The 9,305-nt window shown below is 31.6% G+C and carries 9 protein-coding genes; all 9 read right to left on the bottom strand.

The window, feature by feature from the left end:
- Positions 1 to 51: 51 nt before the first annotated feature.
- The 9 genes from rplT to IY230_RS05625 all read right to left on the bottom strand — a co-directional run bounded on the left by rplT (position 52) and on the right by IY230_RS05625 (position 9,292).
- Complete coding sequence (gene rplT, locus IY230_RS05665; protein ID WP_196370558.1) at positions 52 to 432, bottom strand: 50S ribosomal protein L20; 381 nt, start codon at positions 430 to 432, stop codon at positions 52 to 54.
- Positions 433 to 446: 14 nt separating this feature from the next.
- The gene (rpmI, locus tag IY230_RS05660) at positions 447 to 647 is read right to left on the bottom strand and encodes a 50S ribosomal protein L35 (protein ID WP_012242787.1); all 201 of its coding nucleotides are present in this window, start codon (positions 645 to 647) and stop codon (positions 447 to 449) included.
- 4 nt (positions 648 to 651) lie between these two features.
- On the bottom strand, positions 652 to 1,191 hold the full coding sequence (gene infC, locus IY230_RS05655; protein ID WP_012242788.1) for a translation initiation factor IF-3: 540 nt from the start codon (positions 1,189 to 1,191) through the stop codon (positions 652 to 654).
- Between the two features lie 246 nt (positions 1,192 to 1,437).
- Positions 1,438 to 3,228: an ABC transporter ATP-binding protein gene (locus tag IY230_RS05650; protein WP_196370556.1), complete on the bottom strand. Its 1,791-nt coding sequence runs from the start codon at positions 3,226 to 3,228 to the stop codon at positions 1,438 to 1,440.
- On the bottom strand, positions 3,225 to 4,949 hold the full coding sequence (locus IY230_RS05645; RefSeq protein WP_196370554.1) for an ABC transporter ATP-binding protein: 1,725 nt from the start codon (positions 4,947 to 4,949) through the stop codon (positions 3,225 to 3,227). Before IY230_RS05645 ends, IY230_RS05650 begins: the two co-directional genes overlap by 4 nt.
- Before the next feature lie 37 nt (positions 4,950 to 4,986).
- Positions 4,987 to 5,730, bottom strand: coding sequence for a hypothetical protein (locus IY230_RS05640; protein WP_196370552.1), 744 nt, complete (start codon positions 5,728 to 5,730; stop codon positions 4,987 to 4,989).
- Complete coding sequence (locus tag IY230_RS05635) at positions 5,727 to 6,347, bottom strand: hypothetical protein (RefSeq protein ID WP_196370550.1); 621 nt, start codon at positions 6,345 to 6,347, stop codon at positions 5,727 to 5,729. Before IY230_RS05635 ends, IY230_RS05640 begins: the two co-directional genes overlap by 4 nt.
- 47 nt (positions 6,348 to 6,394) lie before the next feature.
- Complete coding sequence (locus IY230_RS05630) at positions 6,395 to 7,642, bottom strand: aminopeptidase P family protein (RefSeq protein WP_196370548.1); 1,248 nt, start codon at positions 7,640 to 7,642, stop codon at positions 6,395 to 6,397.
- A gap of 12 nt (positions 7,643 to 7,654) precedes the next feature.
- Positions 7,655 to 9,292 (bottom strand): phospho-sugar mutase, encoded by a 1,638-nt coding sequence (locus IY230_RS05625; protein WP_196370546.1) that lies wholly within the window; start codon positions 9,290 to 9,292, stop codon positions 7,655 to 7,657.
- Positions 9,293 to 9,305 lie beyond the last annotated feature (13 nt).

Raw genomic sequence — 9,305 nt, 5'->3', positions numbered from 1 at the left:
AATAAAAGAGACATATTAGATATGCCTCTTACCTCAATTTGAATAAATTGATTATTTTACTTGATATTTAGTTGGATTAGCGATTGCATCTTTTGCTAAATCAACATATGAAGCAAATACTGTTGGTTCTGAGATTGCTAAATCTGCTAAAACTTTTCTGTTTAATTGTACATTAGCAAGTGATAAACCATGAATTAATTTAGAATATTTAAATCCGTTTTGGACAGCTCCTGCATTAATTCTTGAAATCCATAATCTTCTAAAGTTTCTCTTGTTTTGTTTTCTATCTCTATAAGCATATTGTAATGCACGCATTACTTGTTCGTTTGCTGTACGGTATAATGTTGATTTGGAACCAAAATAACCTTTAGCTAATTTTAATATTTTCTTGCGTCTTCTTCTAGTTACTGGTGTGTTTTTTACTCTAGCCATTTTCTAGTTCCTCCTTATTTCATGTTAGCAATTAAACGTTTGATTCTTTTAGCATCTGTAGCATGTACAGTTGTTTCTGCGCTTAATTGTCTATTTTGTTTTGTAGTTTTAGATGCTGCTAAGTGGTTTGAATACGCTTGATGACGCATTAATTTACCAGTAGCAGTGATTTTGATACGTTTTTTTAATCCGCTATGTGTTTTTTGCTTTGGCATGGTATTATCCTCTTTCATCTTTCTTTGCAGGTGCAATAATTGCAATAATCTGCATACCTTCTAGTTTAGGTTGTGATTCTACAACAACACCTTGTAGTAATTCAACAAATTTGTTAACTTGTTCGAATCCGATGTCCTTGTGTGTAATCATACGTCCTCTAAAACGTAGTGATACTTTTAATTTGTCGCCACCATTAATAAACTTTTGTGCATTTCTTAATTTGGTGTCGAAATCGTGTTTATCAATTGTTGGTGATAACTTAATTTCTTTTAGCTTAACGATTTGTTGATTTTTCTTCATTTCTTTAAGCTTCTTTTGTTGGTCATAACGGTGTTTTGAATAATCTAATAGTTTTGCAACCATTGGTTTTGCATTTTCAGGTGATACAACTAAAATATCGATATCTCTTTCTCTTGCAATCTCTAATGCTTGTCTACGATCAAACGTTCCAAGTCTTTGACCTTCTTCATCAATGATTAAGAATTGTCCATTAGGCAATGTCTCATTCACTAAATCTGAGTTTTGTTTGGGTTTGAAGCCCATTTTTTGTGGTCTAATATTTAACCACTCCCTTCGATTTTTATGCTTTGGTAAAATAATGAAAAAGCGTGTATATATGAATATACCCGCTTTGCACTAAAATTCGAAATTAAATAAATGTTAGCGTGCTATTTACCCAAGGATGGACCATCAGGTGAGAGGGTATCTCTTCTTTTCACAATATTACCGTAGTTATTATATATAATATCCACTCATTTGTCAAACATATTTTGTATCTTTCATACCAATTTACGCAAATTGTGACATAAAGAGTTCGTGATACTTACCCTTTTGCTCCATTAAGCTCTCATGGGTACCTTTTTCAATGATATTGCCTTTTTCAACTAGTAAGATTATATCAGCATTTCTAATTGTCGATAGTCTATGTGCAATCACAAATGTTGTTTTTTGTTTCATTAAGTTAAGCATCGCTTCTTGAATATTTACCTCTGTATAGGTATCCACATTCGATGTAGCTTCATCTAGAATAAGCATTTGAGATTTACTTAACATCGCTCTTGCTATAACAATCAATTGTTTTTGTCCTTTTGAAATGTTTACACCTTCATCTGATAAAACTGTGTCATAACCATTTGGTAGATGTGAAATATAGTGATGTATACGTGCTTTTTTAGCAGCTTCTACAACCTCTTCAAATGAACAATCACCATTACCATATTTGATATTATCCAGTACTGTACCTTTAAAAATCCATGTATCTTGTAACACCATTGAAAATGCACGTCTATAATATTTTCTATTAAAAGATTCAATTGGTATACCATCAACTAAGATCTTACCAGAATTAATATCATAAAATCTCATCAGTAAATTCACTAGTGTCGTTTTACCAGCACCAGTTTGTCCAACAATTGCTACTGTTTGACCAGGCTTTACATCAAAACTTACATTTTCTAATACTGGTCTATCCTCTATATATCTAAAACTTACATCATCAAATGTGACTCGGCCTTCAGTAATACCTGAATCTTTACTATCTACGATATCTTTAGTCTCATCATCTTGATCAAGTACATAAAATACACGTTCTGCAGCAGCAAGTGCAGATTGAATATCTGCAACTAAGTTACTCATATGATTAATTGGTCCTGAAAAACGTTTAGAATAGAGCATAAATGCAGATAAGTCACCGACCATAATACGGCCAAATAAGACCAATATGGCACCTGCAGTACCAACTAAGGCTGTACCAAAGTTGTTAATAAATAATACACTTGGTCCGGTAGTTGTTAAATAATATCCCGCCTCATAACTCTTTTCTGTAGTATCTTCATTTAACGTCTTATATCTTTCAAAGACATTGTCTTCTTGAACATAAGATTGAATGGTTTTTTGAGCACTAATCATTTCTTCTGTGTAACCATTTAGTTGCCCTAAACTCTTATTTCTAATTCTTAATTTCTTCTTAATGATTTTTGACAAGAAGGTTGTTAATAAGAAACTTAAAGGTATGGTAATAAAATATATAAGTAGTAAAAGTGGAGATACGATAATCATCATAATAAAGGATACAACCAGTGTTATGGTTGATGTAATCAAACTAAGTGCATCACTTGAAAGTGATCCAGCAATCGTGTCAATATCATAACTCATGCGAGATATGATGTCACCTGTTTGGTTTGTATCAAAGTAATTAACACTAACGGTTGTCATTTTATTAAATAAATCTGTTCTAAGTTTATAGACAACACTTTGAGACATTTTAACTAAAGCAACACTTAAGATGTAATTCATGAGTGCCGAGGTTAGGTAAAATGAAATCATCAGTCCACCTAATAAAAACACTTCATTAAAATCAATATTTAGTCCATTATTCACTACGACCATCTCATTAATCATCTTACCTGTCAAGTAAGGTCCAATTAATGATAAAGCGTTTGAAAATACGGTAAGGATAACACCTATAACTAATCTTTTCTTATAAAACGATAGATAAAACCATAATCTTTTTAGGGTTTTCTTTCTGTCTTTAGCAACATCTGAGCCATCGTTTCGACCTTTACGTCCGCCCTGATTCATACTATTCCCTCCCCTAATTGATGTTTAACAAGTAATTGATAAATCTCATTTGTCTTTAATAGTTCATCGTGTGTACCTTGAGCCGCTATTCTACCATTATCAATAATAAGTATTAAATCTGCATCTTTTATAGAAGATACACGCTGAGCAACAATAATCTTAGTTGTATCTTTTAGATGTGTTGTAATAGCAAATCTTAAATCTTTATCCGTTCTATAATCAAGTGCCGATGAAGCATCATCTAATATTAAAAGTTTAGGGTTGCTGGCAACCGCTCTGGCAATTAATAGCCTTTGACGTTGTCCACCTGAAATATTGGTCCCACGTTGAGCAATTTCATAGTTATAAGTTTCTGGTATATCATCAATAAAGTCTGCTTGTGCAATTTCTTTTGCTAGTTTGACCTGATTTGAATCGACACTAGGTCTTGAAAATGCGATATTTTCGTGAATCGTATCAGAAAATACGGAGTCGTTTTGTAAGACCAAACCAACATGTCTACGTAATTCATCACGGTTGATATTTTTAATATCTTCTCCAAATACTTTAATCACACCTTTTTGAGGATCATAAAAACGCATAATCAAGTTAATTATTGTAGTTTTACCACTACCTGTTGCACCAATAATTCCTAATGTTTGTCCCTTAGAAATTTTAAATGTAATATCTTCTAAATGAGATTCTTTACCTTGATATGAAAAATCTACATGATCAAATTCTAAATGGACTTCATCATTGATTACTAGCGGTAAATTACCATCAACCATCTGAGTTTCCATATTAAGAACTTCTACTATACGCTCTGCTGATGCAGCCGCCTTTGACATTCTAATAAAGATACGTGTTAAGGATGCCATCGAGCCTAATATGATTGTAAAGTAAGTAATTAACGCTAAGATTTGACCTACCTTTGTGGTACCATCAGCAACTCTATAAGCACCAAAGATAAGGACAATCACTAATCCAACATTCATTACCACACTAATAATTGGGCTAATCTTGTTCATAGTCATTGTAGCTATAAGTTCTTTATCTACTGCTTTTTTGTTTTCGTTATTAAAACGTTGTTGCTCATAGTCTGTCATAGATAGTGCACGTACAACACGTACACCTGTAATATTTTCTCTTAAGACTCTAATAATCTCATCCATTTGAACTTGAATATCTTTATAAAGTGGTTGACCTTTTTTAGAGTATTGCCAGACTACAATAGAAATAAGTGGTAACATCGCAATCATCACTAAAGTTAAAAGTGGGTCCATAAACGCAGACATAATAATCCCACCAATTAATAACATTGGTGCACGAATACCTAATCGTTGTAAGGATCCTACCATTTGAAAAATATTATAAGTATCTGACGTGAGTCTTGATATAAGTGATGATGTTGATATTTCATCAACTTGAGAAGCGCTTAACTTTTCAGTTTTATAAAAGAGTTCATTTCTGACATCTCTAACTGTTAAGCTGGACACTTTTTCTGCGGATCTATTGGCTGATATATTAAAAAACCAACCTATTAGTGCAATTAATAACATACCAATACCAGTAAATATGAGTAACCAATAATCTGAAGTAGTCACTTCAAATAAAAGTTCATCAATCATATAAGCCAATATAAAAGGCAATAATAAGTCCGCTCCAGCAGCGAGTGCCTTAACAATAAGTGAATAAATCACTTGACCCTTATATTTGCCCATTTTTCTAAATATAAATAACATTTTACATAACCTCTGTTATTTATTTTAACATAATTATTCAATAAATAACGTAGTTATGATGCAATCTAGCACTTAATAGTTCATAATTTACAAAATATGAAAAATTAGGTAAATAAGTTATACCTTCACTTGTAATAATCTTTACAAAAGTCGTATTAAATAGATAATCATTTGACAGTACTTGAATAATAATATTGTCTAAACCTAGATGAAATGGTGTTTCATCTGGGCCAACATAAATACTATCAATTTCAGTTCTTAAAGAAACATCAACGATGATTTGAAACAATCTTGGTAAATCATCTTTAATTCCTTCGATGCCATACCAGTGGATATAATTTGCTTGTTGTTCTGGATATTCTACATAAAGTGTACCTACAAAAAATTCATATATGTCATGATTATAGTTTATTTTAATATATAACTTATCCATCAAGTAGGTTGCATCAATTTCAGGTAGTGTTAGGATGAGTTCATATCCATAGTATGTTTTATCTTGATACTGCTCGTTGTGATATGCATCAATATACACTGCTTCTATTTGAAACTTAATCGTTTCATCCGCATTATATATGAAAGTACTTAAGATCATTCGTTCATCTAATATATCTTTTTTAGTAGAAAAATACTTCATACTAATTGTTTTATCTTGTTCATATAAAATGTAGTGGGATTCTGGTACCACTAATATTTCATCAAGTCCTTTTTTTGGCAAATTTAAATATATAAGTATACCCACTAGAGATATCATAATGATGCTAAATACAATGTACTTTTTCATATCGGTGTAATCTCTAATCGCTGATAGTGGGTTGTAACCACAAAAATCTCAAATCCGCCTTTAGCGATTTCAATCCAAAATAAGTAGTTTTTAGCAACCCCATTAGTAATTTTTCCTTCCCCATATAGATAAAGTACCATCTGTGTAGTTGGCTCTATGGATACTTTAATATCAAAAGTTTCCACATCTTCTGTTTTATTATCATAGACATAGTCCATATTTAAGGAAGCAGTTAAACCACTACCAAATACTTTATTATCTTTTTGAGTTTGTAGTTTCACACCACCACTAACCTTTAAGGTGTATGAACTTATCGTCTTCTTACTTGCCTTATAGTTATATGTGATTGGTGATTTTCCGTTGTTATAATAACTAAAAAGTGTTTCAGATGTATAGGTAACCTTCAAATTTTCTGTGACATAATGATGTTTCCATCCTGCAAATTTATTACTTCCTAACTGTTTATAGGCATAATCATAATCTGATGAGGTAAACTCATCTAATATCTTATCTGTGCCTACTTTAGTAAAATCTTGAAAATCAGCATAACCAAAACTAGTTTGAGTACTTAATGTGATAAGTACGACCAATAATAAACAAATAAATTTAGTTTTCATAAAAAATCCTCCTACTTTATAGTAGAAGGATTCCTTATTTTTGACTTTTATTTCATAAATGCTTCGATATCTTTAACTTCTTTAATAATATCACTTGATAAATTGATACAGCCCTCTTCAGTTAATAATAGATCATCTTCAATACGGATACCAATACCCTCTTCTGCAATATAAAGCCCTGGTTCAACAGTAATGACTTGACCAACTTTAAATGGCTTTGTAGGATCTCCTACATCATGCACATCAAGTCCAAGTGGATGTCCTAATCCATGATAGTAGTATTTAATAATTTCAGCATCTTCTTTAATTAATCCTAAATCTTTAGCTGCTTGAGTTAAGAGTTCTTTACCTTTTTGATTGTATTCAAATTGAGTAACACCCGCTTTAACCCAGTTAATGATGTCTTTATTGACCTTTAGTACTGCTTCATAAACTTCTTTTTGGCGTGGACTATACTTTCCACTTGCAGGATAAGTTCTAGTAATATCAGATGCGTATTGTTCATATCTAACACCTAAGTCTAATAGGACTAAATCATCTTTATGGATGGTATCATTATTTTTTTCATAGTGAAGAATTGTACCATTTTTACCGCTAGCGATAATTTCATTAAAACTTGGTTTAGTTTGATTTTTATTTAATACATAATTAAATTCAGCATAAAGGTCCGCTTCGTTTCTAGCTGTTTTAAGTGCATTTAATAGTGCAGTATTTGCTAGATTAGATACATGAATTGCACCTTTGATTGCTGCAACTTCACTGCCATCTTTACTACTTCTTAAATCAGCGATGATACCTTGTGCATTTTTAACATCAATGTGCGGATATGTTTTACTAAATTCACTTGCTTTTTTCTCACCAAGTAATGGATTATCCATTGGACTTTGACGTTCAATGTCAAAGTATACTTTGTCCACTGTACCAAATAGTGCACGTCTGGTTTGAGTTAAAAGTTGTGCAAAGAAACTATCAAATTGTGCGATATCCATAATATTAGATAATGGAATACCTGATAATTTGCTTGCTTCTTCAAAACTTAAGGAAGCACCCACCCATAACGCCTCTACTGGATCAATTTTCTTGATAAATAAAAAACTATCTGTCAAGTGAGGTGATTTACCCATAAGTAAAACAGCACCAGCCTGGTCAATGTTAGTTAAGTACCAAAAGTTTTTATTTACCATAAAAGGATAATAAGAATCATTTGATAAATGTGGTGCATGTCCTGAATACAACACAGTTAAGCTATTCATTTCAACTTGATTTAAATAATTGATTCTACGTGTCTTAAACATATGTAACACTCCTTATTGTATTTGATTTATAAACGCCATAATGGATGTTTTTAAATCATTTATTTTTTGTTTAGATGATGCGTGACTCGTTGTTTTAACCGAAATATAAATCTTTAATTTAGGCTCAGTACCACTTGGTCTAAAGATTATAAAGCCTTGATTACTTTCAAACTTTAATACATTAGATGGTGGTAATACAATATCATGGGGATGTACCATACCTTTACTGAAGTCAATTTGTTTTTTAACTTCAAAGCCATCAATTTTGATACCATGTAATCTAACATAGTCTGTGATTTGGATAATACGTTTAGAGCCTTCAATACCTTTTAAAGTTAAATTGATGGTGTCTTCTAGATAATAGCCAAATGTATGGTAAATTTGGTCTAAATAGTCATTAACAGTAAGGTTTCTAGATTTTAAAGTATTTAGTATTTCAGCTAATAAGTATACTGCTTGAACAGCATCTTTATCTCTTACAAAATCAGATACTAAACTACCATAGGATTCTTCACATCCGAAGATGTAAGGTATTTTACCTTGATTTTTTTCTGCTTGTTCACCAATAAATTTAAAACCCGTTAAAGTTTCTCCAATCTTTTGGTTATATTTGTGCGCGATATCTTTAAGTAAATGAGATGATACAACCGTTGTATAGACAATTCCAGAAGGTTGTTTCTTTTCACTTAGGATGTAATATAACATCATAGATGCAGTTTGATTACCATTTAAAATATGATACCCATTACCTAGTTTATATGCAACACCTAATCTATCTGCATCTGGGTCTGTAATAAAGATTGCATCTGCATCTTTATTTCTAGCTAGATCAATCGTTTTTTCATAAGCGATGTGATCTTCTGGGTTTGATGATTTCGTATGACTAAATTCAGGGTCTACCCTCATTTGATTTGGTTCACTATAAACCGTATAACCTGTCTTATGAAGCAGTTTAGGTATCACTGTACCACCAGTTCCATGTAGTGGTGAATAAACGATTTTTAAGTCTTTTTTATCATGTCTTACAGCTATTTTTTCTACTTCATTTAAGTAAATATCATCAATTTCATCACCAATCCAATGAATGAGGTGATTATCCAGTGTACCAATATGAAACGGTGATGCTATTTTACTAATTTCTTCAATGACTTTATTAGATTCATCCGTTGATAACTGCGCACCTGTATCATTATATGCTTTAAATCCGTTATATTCTTTTGGATTATGAGATGCTGTTAACATAATACCTGCAGAAGTTTTAAAGTGTCTTACTAAAAAACTTAGCATCGGGGTAGGCCTTAGCGCTTTATAGATGTATGATTTAATACCATTAAATGCTAGTACTTTTGCAGCTTCGTATGCAAATTCATAAGAACCATGACGATTATCATATGAAATAGCTACACCATTTAATTTATGTTCACTTTTTAAGTAATTAGCAAATCCTAATGTTACACGTTGAATCGTATATTTATTAATACGGTTTGGTCCTAAACCTAAAATACCTCTGATTCCACCTGTTCCAAAACTTAATTCTTGGTAAAAAGATTCTTCTTTTTCTTTTTCATCCATGGACAGTAGTATTTGTTTTTCTTCTTCTGATAAAGCACTTTCATTTAACCAAATCTTATAATTATCTTGGTAAGTCATATTTCATATCCCC

The organism is Acholeplasma laidlawii, assembly GCF_015709225.1.
Lineage (GTDB): Bacteria > Bacillota_I > Bacilli_A > Acholeplasmatales > Acholeplasmataceae > Acholeplasma > Acholeplasma laidlawii_A.
The sequence above is the reverse complement of the archived record's forward strand: the minus strand, read 5'-3'. Positions and strand labels throughout refer to the sequence as shown.

Excerpts from the sequence above, each read along its gene's own strand:
- rplT (WP_196370558.1), bottom strand. The coding sequence starts at position 432 with ATGGCTAGAGTAAAAAACACACCAGTAACTAGAAGAAGACGCAAGAAA.
- rpmI (WP_012242787.1), bottom strand. The coding sequence starts at position 647 with ATGCCAAAGCAAAAAACACATAGCGGATTAAAAAAACGTATCAAAATC.
- infC (WP_012242788.1), bottom strand. The coding sequence starts at position 1,191 with ATGGGCTTCAAACCCAAACAAAACTCAGATTTAGTGAATGAGACATTG.
- IY230_RS05650 (WP_196370556.1), bottom strand. The coding sequence starts at position 3,228 with ATGAATCAGGGCGGACGTAAAGGTCGAAACGATGGCTCAGATGTTGCT.
- IY230_RS05645 (WP_196370554.1), bottom strand. The coding sequence starts at position 4,949 with ATGTTATTTATATTTAGAAAAATGGGCAAATATAAGGGTCAAGTGATT.
- IY230_RS05640 (WP_196370552.1), bottom strand. The coding sequence starts at position 5,730 with ATGAAAAAGTACATTGTATTTAGCATCATTATGATATCTCTAGTGGGT.
- IY230_RS05635 (WP_196370550.1), bottom strand. The coding sequence starts at position 6,347 with ATGAAAACTAAATTTATTTGTTTATTATTGGTCGTACTTATCACATTA.
- IY230_RS05630 (WP_196370548.1), bottom strand. The coding sequence starts at position 7,642 with ATGTTTAAGACACGTAGAATCAATTATTTAAATCAAGTTGAAATGAAT.
- IY230_RS05625 (WP_196370546.1), bottom strand. The coding sequence starts at position 9,292 with ATGACTTACCAAGATAATTATAAGATTTGGTTAAATGAAAGTGCTTTA.